The organism is Sphingomonas echinoides ATCC 14820 (genome assembly GCF_000241465.1).
Taxonomy (GTDB): domain Bacteria; phylum Pseudomonadota; class Alphaproteobacteria; order Sphingomonadales; family Sphingomonadaceae; genus Sphingomonas; species Sphingomonas echinoides.
In genome coordinates, this window is the sequence record NZ_JH584236.1 from 82,961 (window position 1) to 96,268 (window position 13,308).

The window sequence follows — 13,308 nt, forward strand, 5'->3', positions numbered from 1 at the left end:
ATTACTGAAGATCCTGAAGGGCGATTCAAGCGCGATCATCAAGGCCGCGGCGAAAGCCGAGCAGGCGGTGACCTGGCTCCATAACGCCGCCGCGGGTGGCGCGCCCGGGATCGACCAACCCGAAGCCCTCGCAGCATGACCTGGAGATCGCACCATGCACATCGAATTGCGCAAGCTGAAGGTGGTCGACGCTTTGTCCGAGGAAACGACCTGCTACTCGGCCGAGATCTGGATCGATGGGCAGCGCGCCTTCCTCGCCTCGAACCGCGGTCATGGCGCCGCGGACGATTACCATGCCGTCGGCAGCGTCACCGAACAGGCGGTCGATGCCTGGCTCGCCGCCAACCGGCCCGTCTCGCGGCTCGGCGACAGCGTCATGCCGCACTGCCTCGAATTCGAGGTGGCGGCGCTCATCACCCGGATCGAGGAGGCGAAGCGGCTGCGCCGGCAATGCCGGACGAAGCTGGTGACGATCGAGGGCGACCAGGTGTTCTGCTATCGGCTCAAGGCCAGGACACCCGCCATCGTGTTCGCCGGCGTGCAACGCCTCACCCCGTCGGCGCGCATGGTCAACGGCGATGACGCCGCGCTCGACGAGGCGGTCGCCGTGATGATCGCCCAGGCCGGGAAGCACGCCCCATCCTGATCGCATGACAGCTTCCACCCGATAGGACAGGATACGCACCATGCAACCGCAACGCCGCCCCCTCATCCGCGCACTCGCCTTCGACGAGGTCGGCGCCGCGATCGGCCGCCTCGTGGATGTCGCCTCGTCCGATACCGGGCAGGCCGCGCGCGTCGCGGACTTCCTGCTGGCGTGGTGGAATGGTGACGACAACGGCCACTTCCCCATCCTCCACCTCAGCAACTGCGACGCGATCATTTCCGAGGACATGCTAATTGTCATGGCCTGGCTCGCGCAGGAGCCTGCGATCTATCCCGATGCGTGGGGCTATCGTGACGCAATGGTCGACCTTGTCGGCCGATGGAGGCTGCGATGAGCGCACGGCCGTTACAACCATTATGGGCCTGCTTTCGTTTGCCCCGAACGCAATCATGGCGGCAGACCGTAGTGGGAGACTGGCATGAGCGATAATATACGGCTCTCATGACTGCCATCCGAGACGCTGGCCGAGTTTACTCCTTCGCTGACCGCAAGACCAGCGTTCGCATTGACCTTGGCGGGTGTGCCGCGGACGCCTGATCGACGACGATTGATCACGCTCTCATCCGCGGGTTGGTTACCGCACTACCCGTATCCGTCGCTGGGCCTATCCTCCGTCTAAGTTCGGGCGTCGGACGAACCTGCCCCACCGTACACCGTGGATTGCCCATCACAGTCGGGTGCCCGCGGCACGCCGGCCAAGGCTATGCAGTTGGTGCGCTGGCGCCTCCTCTCGTGATCGTTGTGCGTGGATCAGCCAGCCACCGCCGGTGACACCCGACGTGCAATGTCCCAGGCATAGCCGACCAGTTCACGCGCGATCGCAGTGGTCACCTTCGGCTGCGGTTTGCCGGTGGCTGCCAGGCGACGGTAGCGCTGACACAGGCGAACCTGCGCTTTCCACCCGATCGCCTGGATGTCTTCGGGCAAGTCGATGACCCGCTCACGGTAGCGTCGCTCCTCGCGAGCAGGCAGTCGATACGACCAGCCAGCCTCGATCAGCATGGTGCGTGCCTGCGCGTTGCCCGCGCGGGTGATCCGGCCCCGCTTGGTCCGGGCACCGCTGGAGTGCTCGGACGGCACCAGGCCGACATACGCCATCAACTGCTTGGGATTGTCGAAGCGGGTGAGATCGCCGACCTCGGCGACCAGCGTCGCGGCGCTGACCAGCCTGATGCCGCGCAGGACCTGTAGATTGCGGACCAGCGGCGCGAAGCACCATGCATCCACCGCTTCGGCCAGCGCCGCCTCCAGCCTTCCAACCCGCGCCTGCGCTTCCAGCACCCGCTTCTGCATCTCCTGGAATGCCAGTTGCTGATGAGGAAAATCGAACCGCTGTTCGGACAACCACCGCGAGTACATCTTCGTCCAGGCCGCCTTGCCGCCAAAACGACGATCATGCCGAAGCAAGAAGCTTCGCACAGTCTGCTTGGCCCCAATGGCATCCTCCTGTGCGCTGCGCCGGGCGCGAATGAGGTCGCGTACCGCCTCGTGCGCCTCGTCTGGCACCCAGATGGCGGTGAGTTCGCCGGCGCGTAGCAGCCGCGCCAGCGTCATCGCGTCACGCCGGTCCGTTTTCACGTGGTCGCCTGGACGCCGCGGCATCATCGAGGGGGCGATGACGATGGAGCTCTGTCCCAGTTTCGTCAGCAGCCGATGGAGCCCATAGCCGCAAGGGCCAGCCTCGTAGCAGACGTTCAATGTCACGCCCGGCCCTATCAGCCGTTTGACCAGTTTCCTGATCGCATCGTCGTCATTGGCGACCGTGCCGACGAAACGCACCTCGCCTCCGCGCTCCCCGTCGGCAACCGCGACCGCGATGGTTTCCTTATGAACGTCCAGACCAACGTATTTTACTGCCTCCGTCATGACTCATCTCCGTTGCTGACAGATCCATCGTCAGCATCTCAGATTCGAGCCTCCAAAGCTCCGGCAGTCATGGGGTCTCGCGCTAATGCGGCAGGCGCTCGCGCTTTATGACGCGACCGACGACGGAGCGACCGTTGCCGCCTGTCATCTGCAGGCCGCGGTCGATGCGGAGCAGGGTCTGCGGCCTATGCAACCGGGCGAGGACATCGATCCTGAAATACCGGAGCAATTACGTAACTGGTTATCGTGAAGGGGAGGGGGAGCGAATTTCTGAGCGCGTGAGGCGCTCGGGAGATCGCTCATGCCCTACGATGTCGCCTTCCGCCACCAGCAGGCGCTCGACCCGAGCGCGCTGGTCACGATTGGAGCAAGCCTTCACGCCATCACCCGCGCGATCGACGACTGCCGCAACGCCGGCATCGCCTTCGAGACCGATCCCGCGGTCATCCTGCTCGCCCGCCATCTCGCAAGCGTCACCGCGCGGCAGTCCGAAGACGCGCTCCTCAAGCGGCGCTGCATGGACCGTATCGCCGAGCTGCGACAGCACCCGGCGCTGCTGACGCTCGCGGTGCGCGGCGTCGCGCACGATGCGGCCGCCAAGGATCGCTTCCACAGCGACGGACGCAAGGCGCTGCGCCGGCTCGCCGAAACGCTGGGGCTCGACCCCGCGCACTACGACCTTCGCTCGAACCGCAGCCACGCCTCCCGGTCCGGCGAGATCACCCTCCACGGCGAGGAGCTGTGGATGCAGCTATCGCTCCACGGCACCATGGCCGACCGCGAGGTCATCTACCGCCGCGTCAGCGGTCGTCACGATCACCTCGGGGAGCGCGACTGCTACGCCTCGATCCGCGACCTGCTCGCGCCCGAGCGGTTCGCCGTGCGGCTGCGCAAGGAATTGCGGCTCACACCGCCGGTCGCCGAGCCGGTCAGCCTGTTCGGCTGATCGATCACCCGTCCACACACGCGAAAGGACCGCCATCATGGGCTGGCTAAGCATGCCGCTGTCGTCGATGTTCCCGCACACAGGCCCCAAAGCCTATCTCGACGCGCAATTCACCTACGACAACCGCGATGCCGACGGGAAGGGCAAGGCGCTGCGCGTCATCGCCTCTTCCTGCCTGCGCAACAAGGTCTGGTACGCGGCCGTGGTGCCGTCGACCGACGGCACCGACGAACCCGCCTTCGCGGCCGTCTGCCTGGTCAGCTGGAATCCGCGGGCCAAGGACGGATTCGTGTTCGCCTACAAGGATATGACCGAACACGCCGGGCCTTGCGAGGCCGAATGCCCCGAGCGCATCCTCTCGCTGCTCGGCGATACCGACGATCCCGGTGCGCTCGACTGGCGCCGACGCTGCCTCGAGCGGCTCGCGACCCCGGTACGCCCGCTCGAACACGGCATGCACATCCGCTTGCCGAGCAAGGTCACCTTCGTTGACGGCTATGAGGGAGACGAGTTCATCGTCCACAAGCGCGGCCGCAAGATCTCGCTCGCGATCCCCGGCAACAGCTACCCGAAATATCGGATCGGTAACCTTCGCAAATGGGCGTGGACACTCGTGCCGCCCAAGCCCGAAACTCGCGTCCACAAGACGGTGTTCGGTTGATCGCCGACATCCCCCACGTCAGGATCATCGCCATGTCCGCCCCGTATCCGCCCGTCACACCCAGCCCGAAGCGGTCGCAGCTCTGCAGCCGCGCCCATGCCCAGCGCATCGCCATGCGGATGTTCGATGCCGGCGCACGCCAGGTCTCGATCGTGCGCACCGGCGATCCGCTGCAACCCTTCCGCGTCCTCCCGGTCATCGTCGACGGGCCGAACGTCGAAGTCGAATTGCGCTACGCATGAGGGGCGCGCTGCTCCTCGGCATCGCCGCGCTCGCCGCCTGCGGGGCAGGGGCACCCCAGGGCCACGACGGTGCGACGATCACCGGCGAGGGGCGGGCGATCGACGGCGACACGGTTTCGGTCGATTTCCGCCTGTCGGGGGCCGACGCCTTCGAGCGCAAGCAGATGTGCTCGAAGGACGGTGCCTGCTATCCATGCGGCAAGTTTGCTCAGGATTCCGCCTCGCGTATCCTCAAGAGCGGTGTCGCCACGATCCGCATGACCGGCGCGAGCAGCTATGGCCGCCCGATCGCCATCGTGACGGTCGACGGCTACGACCTGGGCGAGCAACTCATTTTGCAGGGTCTGGCGGTGCCGGCGACGCAATATCTGCGCGGCGATCCGCAACGCGCCGCGCGCTATGTCGCCGCGGCAGAACAGGCCCGGTCAGCGGGTCGCGGTGCCTATGCGGGGGAATTCATCGATCCGGCGCGCTGGCGGCGCGGGGAACGCCTCGCGTGCGAGGCGCGTTATTGATATCCCCCCCTTGGAAGAGGCGGTCCGGCATGCTCCCTTGCCGAACCGCCTTTTCTTTTGTCGTCAGCCCTTGAGCTTCGGACCGGGGCCACGATCGTCGGAATCGTAATCGGGTCCCGGGTCATGCGACCAGGACGCGCCGATCGCGAACGCCGGGTCGAACCGGCCCAGCGGACCGTCCGGCTCGGCCGCGACATACGGGTTGACCAGCGGCTTCACCGGCAGCTTGTTGCGGTAGATGTGCCCGGCGATGCGACCGCGCGCCTCCAGCAGCTTCTCCAGCCAGACGAGATCGTCGAGCATGGTCACGACGCCCTTGCCGGCGACGCAATAATAGAGGCACCGCTGGAAATCGTCGCACGCGGTGCTGAGGATCGTGGTCAGCTTGACCTTGCCCTCGTTCTCGCCCACATGAATCCATTCGAGCGATTCCCGCAACTCGCGCGCCGAGAGATACGCATCCTCCGGATTGCTGCCGATGCACGCTCCGGCGAGCATGCGCCGGGTGACGCGAATATCCAGATCGACCGACAATTCGGTGAGCACCGCGTCGAGGTCGAACTCTCCGATAAATTCCGAACGCTTCATGGCCAGCTCCTTTGTTCATTGAACGTAACGTGAACAAAGGCGACAAGGCAAGCATTATGGAGTAGCATCACCACCATGTGGCTCGTCCCGCGCGATACCCGGGGTCTAACCTCCCGCTCGCCCGTCCCCGACGTGGTGCGCGAGGCGCTGGTGCGCTGGTATACCGGCGAAGGCGAGGACAGCGATCACCGCGCGTCGGTCATCATGGTGGTCAAGGCACGCGACCATCACCAGTGGATCGCCTGCGACTGCCTGGGGGAGGGGACGGACCCGCCGCTACTCTCGCCGGCCTATCTCTCCGAAGCCGAAACCTATTACCTGCGACGCCTTACCAGTATCCGCCAGCGTCGCCCCGAGCATGACGTCGACTGCCCCTTCTTCCGCGAGCAGGCACCGCCCCGCATCCGCGAGAAAGCGACCGCCACCCCGCGCACGATCAACGAGCCGGACGGGCTGTTCTCGGCGCACCGGCTCGCCCCCGAGAAACTGGCGCAGCTGCCCGACGACAGCGAACCCGACGATCGCACCCGCGGCGTCGCGATCCCGCGCCTCGCGCGGCTGCTGTGGCAGCTGATGGAAATGGCGCAGGTCAACGTCGTCGAGCCGCTTGAGGTCGGCGAGCCGCGCACCACGTCGATGGCGAGCGAATTCGCGGCGATGCGCGCCGCGGCCGAACGGGTCCAGATCGCACCGGGTATCCCGCTCGCGCGCCATCTCTACACCCACATCGACCCCTACGAACGCGGCATCGTATTCGCGAAACTGCGCGAAGCGGCGAAGAAATGGCCGACCGAGCACGCCCCGCAGGCCTTCCTCCTGCTCTATGCGATCGACGTCTCCGGCTCGACCATCACGCTTGCCGAAGGGCGCGAGTTGATCGTCAAGAACCGCATCCGCCACATCGGCGTCCACCAGCGCCACATCGGGCCACCCTATCTGGTCCTGGCCGTCGTCGGCGAGCACAACCCGCGTGAGGGCTATGCCTGCCTGCGCGCCTATGCGCAGCCGATCGCGCGCCCCGCCAACTTTGTCGCGATCCACAATCTCGCCGAGCGCAAGACGATCGTCGGCCTGCTCGATCTCCAGTACCGGCTTCGCCGGCGCGGCATCGGCGTCGGCTTCAAACGGCTCCTGTTCGATATCGCGACGTTGATCGGGGAGATGCGTCCAGACCTTCTTCTCGACCTGCGCGACTTCACCACCGGCGAGGTGATCGAGGCGGCACTCGAAGTCGTCACCGGCGATGACGCCGACACGCTCGGGTTGAAACTGCGTCAGGTCGAAAAGCTGCGCGAGATCGCCCCCGTCGTGACGATCCATGCCGAGGATCTCGAAGGTGACAGGCTCGAGGCCGCCGTGCTCGACCAGCTGCACATCGGATGACGTCGTTCACAGGAATTTAATCGAGGGCCATCATCCTCGCGTCATGGCATCGACCACCCAGGCCAGAAACCAGCGGCGGATCCTGCGCTGGGCGCAGTCGTCGCTATGCGCCGGATGCGGAATGCCCCTGCCGAGTCCCCGGCACCTCGTCCGCTATCATCCCGATTACCCGACATTCGACCATGTCACGCTGCGCAGCGCGGGTGGACGACGATTACTGTCGAACGGCCTGCTGAAGCATCTGCGCTGCAATCAGGCACGGGGCGCGAGGCCGTCGACGGGGTGCGATGCGATCTGGATGACCGTGGTCGCGGCGCGGCTCGCCGATCGCCCGCGCAGTCTCAAGCCGATCTTCAAAGGTGGCGCTCGAAATCCCGCATTCTCGCCGCGCAAGGAAAAGGCCGCCCCGGTTTCCCGAAGCGGCCCGATTGTGTCATCGAAGGTCGAGCGTCAGATGTCGTCGCCGAGCGTGCCCTTGACCGAACCCTTCACGTCCTGAGCGGACCCCTTCAGCTTCTGGGCCTTGCCCTCGGCTTCGAGGCTCGCATTGTCGGTCGCCTTGCCGATGCCTTCCTTGACGTTGCCGGCCAGCTTGTTACCCGCCGCCTTCAGCTTGTCAGTCGCTTCGCCCATGATTGATCTCCTGTCGTGAATTGTCGGGATAGATAACAATTTGCGCGTGGCCGCGTTCCGCGCTGCCCCCCACGGCTGCACCATGATCGGTCCTGCCCGCCGCCGGCAATCCGGGCGACCGGATGAAGGAGAGAGGGAGGGGATCTGTCGATTCCATTGAGGGAGACGACAGATGACCCCGTTCCAGCCCAGCCCCCAGCCCGACACGACCCCCTGGGACGCGCCCGATCGCGCCGACCAGGTGCTCCCCGGTATCTGGCGCGTGTGGACGCCCAGTCATGGCGGCTATGTCCTGTCGGACGAACGCCAGGCCGCGATGCCCGACGCGCTGCGCCGCGACGATCCCTTCTATGAGGAAGACGTCGATTATGCGCTGGTGCTGTACGGCTTTGGCAGCGAGTTTCGCCGCCTGCCCATTCCCGGCATCGCCCTGCAGGTCGAGAATGCGCGCCGCTCGGTCCGCTGCTGGCATCCCGATCGCTGGACCGCGCTGACCGGCGAGGAGGTGTCGATCCACGACAGCCATGTCGTTCGCCGCCGCGCCGCCTATCAGGCGGTCATCGGCCAGTATGAAAGCGTCTCGGCCTCAGGTTCCTGGGCGGACTGGGTGCCCGAGGGCAAGGTCGGCTGCGTCTTCCGCCGTGTCGTCAGCGTCGATGCGCTCGGCTTCGCGCGCCACGAAGGCGAGCCGATCCACGGTCTCGTCGACAAGGATCGCTACGAACGCCGCCAGATGCCGGAGACGTTCCAGAGTCTCGGCGCGGTCCGCGTCGAGAGCACCGCTCCGATCTCCAAGCAGGTCGACGCGAGCGCGCTCGCGCATCTCCTCCCAACCAGCTGAAAGGACACGCCATGAGTGTCTATCTCTATCTGTTCCACGGCCGCGCCACGCCCGACGAGGACGTCGAAAGCTGGGGCTGCGAAGGCCCCGCGATCGGCCCGCTCGACTATGTCCATACCACCTACGGCAGCGAGGTGAAGATCCGCGGCGCGGAGGCGATCCTGGAAAAGTTCTTCCCGGATACGGAAATTCATTTCCACGACGGCTACGGCGAACACGCCATTCAGCTCGCCGGCGACTGCTTGCCCTACGACGGCAAATTCTACGGTGACTGGTCGATCTGCACCGGGGATCGCTTGTGCTCGCCTGCCGCCTCCCGGGTCAAGCCGGTGTGCGACGACTGCGGCAGCGACAACGTCACCAAGGACGCCGTCGCGGCCTGGGATGAGCCCGAACAGGCCTGGGTGCTGCTCAGCACCTACGATTCCACCACCTGCCAGGACTGCGAGCGCGAAAGCGACGACATGCTCGAATGGCGGACGCTCGATGGTGCGCCCGCTCCCGATCCCGACGCTCCCGCCATCCCAGCCAACGATCCGGCGCCCCCTGATGCCGACGCCGCCTGACCCGGAGGACCACGCCATGACCTGTGTCACCCCGATTCGCGCGCCCGAGGCCGCGGACAATCGCGTACCGCTCGGCCATCATTCGACCGGCACGCTCAGCCTCGACCTCGATCGCCTGCTTGCCGGACGCCTGCTCATCCAGGGCAGCTCCGGGGCGGGCAAGAGCAGGACCTTGCGCCGGATCATCGAGGAGGCGTTCGACTATACGACGCTTGCGATCGTCGACCCCGAGGGGGAATTCGAGAACCTCGCCCGCCATATCGGCGCGACCACGATCCGCGCGGTCGAACTCACCGCCGACGGGCTGACGGCCGCGGCGACGCGCAGCCGGCGACATCGGCTGTCGATGCACATCGACCTCACCGACCTCGATCCCGACCAGCGGATCATCAAGGCAGCCGCGTTCTTTGCCGGCCTGGTCGGCGCACCGCGCGAGGACTGGGCGCATACCATGCTGGTGTGCATCGACGAGGGCCATCTGCTCGCACCGCATGTCGCCGGTTCCGCGCTCGATGCCGATGCCCGCCGGCTCGGCGTCGCCACCCTGACCGACCTGTGCGCGCGCGGCCGCAAGCGCGGTCTCGCCCCCGTCATCGCCACCCAGCGCCTCGCGAAGCTCTCCACCTCGGTCGTGTCCGAGCTGCAGAACGTGCTGGTCGGGCTCAACGTCTTCGACCGCGACATCGCGCGCGCGGCCGACCTGCTCGGCTTTCCCGCGCGTGACGCCGACCTGCTGCGCAACCTCGCCCCCGGCGATTTCTTCGCGATGGGTCCGGCGCTGTCGGCAACCCCGGTGCTGGCGCATATCGATCCCACCATCACCGAACATCTCGGCAAGACCCCGGAACTGCGTGCCGCCGCGTCCGTCGATGCCGACGAGGCGGCGAAGCTGCTCGATCTCGCGGGCCTGGCCGAGGTCGCGGACCACGGCCCCGCCATCGCCCTCAAGGGCACGCGCGCGCTCGACGCGTTCCTGCTCGATCCCGCTGCGACCGACGCGGCCGCGATCATGGACGCGCTGAAGCGCATCTCCCCCAACGCCAGCACCGCGCGCGACCTCGCACGGCACCTGTCGCTCGACGCCGAGCGCACCGACCGCGCGCTCAACCTCCTGTCGGCGATCGCCGCGGTCGACACCATGCCCAAGGGCGACGACCGCATCGCCCGCCTGCATGCACGGCTGCGCGCGCGGCTGAGCGACGTCGCCGTGGTGTCGCTGTGACCGACCTCGCGCCCGATATCGTCGAGCTGGTCGCGTGTCCGAAGCTGCCCGAGCCGTGCGGGCGCCTGCGCGAGATGCCGTTCCGGCACGATGCCTGGACCCCCGACGAGATCGCCACGGTCGAACGCATGTTCTGCGACGACGCCGCGATCGACGACATCGTCGCCGCGCTCGGTCGCGGCCGCGCCGGCGTGCGCGACAAGATCGCCAAACTGGGCCTGCGCCGCAATTCGTCGCGTCCGTGGTCGACCGACGAAGACGCATGGCTCACCCGCGAATATGGCCTTCGCCCCACGGCCGATCTCGCTGGAGATCTCGGCCGCGCCTGCACCAGCGTCTATGCCCGCGCGGGCGTGCTCGGGCTGACCGAAGGAAATCCTCCAAAATGGAGCGACTGGGAGGATGCCCAGCTGCGCGCCGGCTACGCGCAGGCGATCCCGATCGCACAGATCGCCACGCTGATCGGACGCCCGCTGTCCGGCACCGCGACCCGTGCCAACGCGCTCGGTTTGCGCCATCCCAACAAGCCCGCTGACTGGACCGAGGCCGAGGCGACGCGGGCGCTGACGCTGGCCGGGGAGGGGCTTCGTTATATCGCGATCATCGACATTCTCGCCACAGAGGGCTTTCCGCGCAGGACCAAGGCTGGCTTCGGGCCGCACCTGCGCAAGCTCGGCTATGGCCGGGGATGGGGCCGCAACTGGACCCCTGACGAAGACACACTGCTCATCCGCGCCTATGCCGACGGGGCAAGCCTGACCCCGCTCACGACCAGGCTCGGCCGCACGAAATGCTCTATCCGCTGGCGCGCCGACTATCTCGGGTTGCGCGGCACACATGCCAACCGCGACGGGTTCCGGGGCGGGCCGGTGTGGAGCGACAATGATCTGGAAAGGCTGCGCGACCTTTACGGCACGATGCCGATGGACGCCCTGGCGACGAAGATGGGTCGCACCAAGGCTTCGCTGTTCACGCGCGCGAACATCCTCGGCCTTGTCCACGGCTATCACCGGAAATGGACCGAAGAGGAGATCCGGGCGCTGCGCATCGCGCACGACTTCGGCGTCGCGCTGCCTGATGTTGCGGCAGCGATCGGCCGCAAATATCCAGCGGTCCACAAATATGCCGAAAAGCACGAGCTTCGCTTCTCGCGTCGCCCGCGCCGCGCAGCCCCCTGGACGCTCGCCGAAATTATCGCGCTCGATCCTTCGGGACGGGCGTCACCGACCATGTTGCCATCCCCGGCACAATCGATGAGGAAAAGCCATGACGCCGCTTCGCCTCGCCCGCGATATCGCAACCGGCGCGCCGATCGACCGCGACACCCGGCGTGCCCGCCTCCTCGCGGCGCGGCGCTATGCGATCAACTCGGTCCCGCGTCGCGGTATCCTCAGCGGTCACTGGGACGCGGGCACCGTGGTCGGCGCGTTCCGCGACGGCAAGGCAGGCTGACCAGGGCTCGGCCCGATGCGCCGATGAAGGAGAGAGGGAGCGGGGAGGGAAGGCGTGACGGACGCCTGAGCCCTTTTCCAGGAGCGCACTCCCATGATTCCCGCCACCATCGCGACCGCGGTCGCCCCCGAGACGATCGCCAAGGTCACGCGCCTGTTCAACAATACCGCGTTCGACGTCATCTGCGAACTCCTCCAGAACGCGCGCCGCGCCGGTGCGACCGGCGTCGCGCTCGCGCTGAACGGCGCCGGCGCCGAGCACTTCCTGCACATCACCGATGACGGCCACGGCATCGCCGATCCGGTGAGCATCGTCACGCTCGGCCGCTCGGGCTGGTCCGACGAGACGCGCCGCGCCGAAGATCCCGCCGGCATGGGCGTGTTCAGCCTCGCAGGCCGCGACGTCATCATCCGCTCCTTCTCGAAACCCGACCGCCAGGGCTGGATGGCGCATATCCCGGCCTCGGCGTGGGAGACGAGCCGCCCGATCGCGATCGAACCCGATCCGATCATGCGCGGCACCGCGATCACCGTGCGCGTGCCCGACGAGTGGCTGAAGACGCTCGAGCGCGACGTGGCCCGCGCCGCCAAACATTATCCGGTTCCCGTGACCTGGAACGGCGCGGTCCTTCCGCAGGAGGACTGGCTGAAGGACGCGGTCCATGTCGAGGAATGGTACGGCGTGCGAATCGGCGTGTTCCAGAAACACCCCTCGCATTATTCCTCGCGCGACGGACGCCTCAACTTCCACGGGCTGACCATCCCGTGCGACCTGCCGTATGTTCAGGAAGTCGACCGGGGCGGCCACTGGATCGCGCGGGTCGACATCTTCGACGCGCCGCAAATCCAGCTCGTCCTCCCGGCGCGCAAGGAAGTGGTCGAGAACACCGGCATCGCCGCCCTGCGCGATGCGGTCCGGCTCGCGATCTACCGCGCGATCGAGGCCGCGGGGACGCACCGGCTGTCGGCGCATGACTGGCGCGAGGCGCGCTCGCTCGGTATCGCACTACCCGAAGCCGAGCCCTATCTGTTCGCATGGACCGCCTATGCGGCCGACAGCTCACGCAACTACGAGAGCGGCGCACGCGTGACCGACACCGGCATGGTGCTGATGCCCGACTTCGATGCGCTGATCGGCCAACCCGCGCAGGCGGCGATCGCGAAGCATAATCCGTTCGGTGGTCCGCTGGTCGAGGCCCAGGACGCGTTCAAGGGCTATGGCTGGTACGATATCCTCGCCCGTGTCGAGGATATGCGGTTCCGCGTCACCCAGGGCGACCGCACCTTCATCGTCTCCGACAGCCGCGAAGCGCCCGCCGAGGCGGAAAACGGTTGGGTCGAGGCTATCACGCTCGAGGCGACGATGAGCCACGCCGGCGCATTCATCGAGGTATCGACCGACGCGAATGTCGCCTTCGCACCCGACCAATGGTCGTGCAACTCGGTCGACGAGACGTCCGTCTTCGTCCGCCGGGGCAGCGAAATCACCGCGCTCGGCGTCGCCGACATCCTCGAAAACGCGATCTTCTATGCCAGCGACGACAGCGATGCCGACAGCTACGATACGCAGCTCGAGCGCTTCCAGGCCGATGCCGCCGAACGAATCATCGGCCTGCTCGAAGGCGACGATGCCGCGCTTGAGAACCGCATTCGCGACAAGCTGGCGGGGCATTATTTCCTCGTCCCCGAGGACCGGACGGTCACCGTCGTCATCGATCGCGACATGT

16 protein-coding genes are annotated in these 13,308 nt (G+C 66.7%); 13 read left to right on the forward strand and 3 right to left on the reverse strand.

What is annotated here, in order from left to right; genetic code table 11:
- Positions 1–154 precede the first annotated feature (154 nt).
- Together ON00_RS18840 and ON00_RS18845 are read left to right on the forward strand one after the other, a co-directional pair.
- Complete coding sequence (locus tag ON00_RS18840; RefSeq protein ID WP_010408904.1) at positions 155–646, forward strand: hypothetical protein; 492 nt, start codon at positions 155–157, stop codon at positions 644–646.
- A gap of 40 nt (positions 647–686) precedes the next feature.
- A complete protein-coding gene (locus ON00_RS18845) occupies positions 687–1,001 on the forward strand; it encodes a DUF7673 family protein (RefSeq protein WP_010408907.1) in 315 nt (104 codons plus the stop codon).
- 416 nt (positions 1,002–1,417) lie between these two features.
- On the opposite strand, the gene ON00_RS18850 is transcribed toward ON00_RS18845, so the two are convergent.
- Positions 1,418–2,533, reverse strand: a complete 1,116-nt coding sequence (locus ON00_RS18850) for an IS110 family RNA-guided transposase (protein ID WP_010408911.1) — start codon at positions 2,531–2,533, stop codon at positions 1,418–1,420.
- 85 nt (positions 2,534–2,618) lie between these two features.
- Here ON00_RS18850 and ON00_RS20735 point away from each other — a divergent pair, with 85 nt between their 5' ends.
- From ON00_RS20735 to ON00_RS18870, 5 genes are read left to right on the forward strand one after another with little or no spacing between them, the layout of a single operon-like run.
- A complete protein-coding gene (locus tag ON00_RS20735; RefSeq protein ID WP_016510937.1) occupies positions 2,619–2,783 on the forward strand; it encodes a hypothetical protein in 165 nt (54 codons plus the stop codon).
- A gap of 51 nt (positions 2,784–2,834) precedes the next feature.
- The gene (locus ON00_RS18855) at positions 2,835–3,479 is read left to right on the forward strand and encodes a hypothetical protein (RefSeq protein ID WP_010408914.1); all 645 of its coding nucleotides are present in this window, start codon (positions 2,835–2,837) and stop codon (positions 3,477–3,479) included.
- A gap of 52 nt (positions 3,480–3,531) precedes the next feature.
- Positions 3,532–4,140 (forward strand): DUF6927 domain-containing protein, encoded by a 609-nt coding sequence (locus ON00_RS18860; RefSeq protein WP_231729971.1) that lies wholly within the window; start codon positions 3,532–3,534, stop codon positions 4,138–4,140.
- Positions 4,137–4,382, forward strand: coding sequence for a hypothetical protein (locus tag ON00_RS18865; RefSeq protein WP_010408921.1), 246 nt, complete (start codon positions 4,137–4,139; stop codon positions 4,380–4,382). The genes ON00_RS18860 and ON00_RS18865 overlap by 4 nt, the downstream gene beginning before the upstream one ends.
- Positions 4,379–4,897, forward strand: coding sequence for a thermonuclease family protein (locus ON00_RS18870; protein ID WP_010408925.1), 519 nt, complete (start codon positions 4,379–4,381; stop codon positions 4,895–4,897). Before ON00_RS18865 ends, ON00_RS18870 begins: the two co-directional genes overlap by 4 nt.
- Before the next feature lie 63 nt (positions 4,898–4,960).
- On the opposite strand, the gene ON00_RS18875 is transcribed toward ON00_RS18870, so the two are convergent.
- Positions 4,961–5,485: a hypothetical protein gene (locus tag ON00_RS18875; RefSeq protein WP_010408927.1), complete on the reverse strand. Its 525-nt coding sequence runs from the start codon at positions 5,483–5,485 to the stop codon at positions 4,961–4,963.
- Positions 5,486–5,560: 75 nt separating this feature from the next.
- Between ON00_RS18875 and ON00_RS18880 the strand changes: the two genes are divergently transcribed.
- Positions 5,561–6,868 (forward strand): hypothetical protein, encoded by a 1,308-nt coding sequence (locus tag ON00_RS18880; RefSeq protein WP_010408929.1) that lies wholly within the window; start codon positions 5,561–5,563, stop codon positions 6,866–6,868.
- Between the two features lie 43 nt (positions 6,869–6,911).
- On the forward strand, positions 6,912–7,367 hold the full coding sequence (locus ON00_RS18885; RefSeq protein WP_154651467.1) for a hypothetical protein: 456 nt from the start codon (positions 6,912–6,914) through the stop codon (positions 7,365–7,367).
- Here ON00_RS18885 and ON00_RS18890 read toward each other — a convergent pair.
- Positions 7,319–7,501: a CsbD family protein gene (locus ON00_RS18890; protein ID WP_010408931.1), complete on the reverse strand. Its 183-nt coding sequence runs from the start codon at positions 7,499–7,501 to the stop codon at positions 7,319–7,321. The two genes, ON00_RS18885 and ON00_RS18890, sit on opposite strands and share 49 nt — an antisense overlap.
- 172 nt (positions 7,502–7,673) lie before the next feature.
- Between ON00_RS18890 and ON00_RS18895 the strand changes: the two genes are divergently transcribed.
- The 4 genes from ON00_RS18895 to ON00_RS21270 all read left to right on the forward strand — a co-directional run.
- Positions 7,674–8,342, forward strand: coding sequence for a DUF7007 domain-containing protein (locus tag ON00_RS18895; protein ID WP_010408933.1), 669 nt, complete (start codon positions 7,674–7,676; stop codon positions 8,340–8,342).
- A gap of 11 nt (positions 8,343–8,353) precedes the next feature.
- Entirely contained in the window at positions 8,354–8,908 is a 555-nt protein-coding gene (locus ON00_RS18900) for a hypothetical protein (protein WP_010408935.1), read from the forward strand.
- A 16-nt stretch (positions 8,909–8,924) separates the two neighbouring features.
- Positions 8,925–10,130: a helicase HerA domain-containing protein gene (locus tag ON00_RS18905; RefSeq protein WP_010408937.1), complete on the forward strand. Its 1,206-nt coding sequence runs from the start codon at positions 8,925–8,927 to the stop codon at positions 10,128–10,130.
- 1,545 nt (positions 10,131–11,675) lie between these two features.
- The coding region (locus ON00_RS21270) for a hypothetical protein (protein WP_010408941.1) at positions 11,676–13,308 on the forward strand (1,633 nt) is incomplete at its 3' end.